1 protein-coding gene is annotated in these 393 nt (G+C 56.2%); it reads left to right on the top strand.

Annotated features, from left to right (window positions below):
- A partial coding sequence (locus E0L35_RS26005; protein ID WP_138801770.1) for an aldehyde dehydrogenase family protein occupies nucleotides 1-393 on the top strand: 393 nt, incomplete at both ends.

The raw sequence follows: 393 nt of genomic DNA, 5'->3' as shown, positions 1-393 counted from the left end.
CTGACCAGCAACCCGCTGGTGCGCAAACTGTCGTTTACCGGTTCGACCGAAATTGGCCGCCAGTTAATGGAACAGTGCGCGAAAGACATCAAGAAAGTGTCGCTGGAGCTGGGCGGCAACGCGCCGTTTATCGTCTTTGATGATGCCGATCTCGACAAAGCCGTGGAAGGCGCACTGGCCTCGAAATTCCGCAACGCCGGGCAAACCTGCGTCTGCGCCAACCGTTTATACGTGCAGGACGGCGTGTATGACCGCTTTGCCGAAAAATTACAGCAGGCGGTGAGCAAACTGCACATCGGCGACGGGCTGGATAAAGGCGTCACCATCGGGCCGCTGATCGATGAAAAAGCGGTAGCAAAAGTGGAAGAGCATATTGCCGATGCGCTGGAGAAA

Origin of the sequence: Halomonas sp. ATBC28, assembly GCF_005937175.1 — a bacterium.
In the GTDB taxonomy this organism is placed as follows: Bacteria; Pseudomonadota; Gammaproteobacteria; order Pseudomonadales; family Halomonadaceae; genus Vreelandella; species Vreelandella titanicae.
The sequence above is the reverse complement of the archived record's forward strand: the minus strand, read 5'-3'. Positions and strand labels throughout refer to the sequence as shown.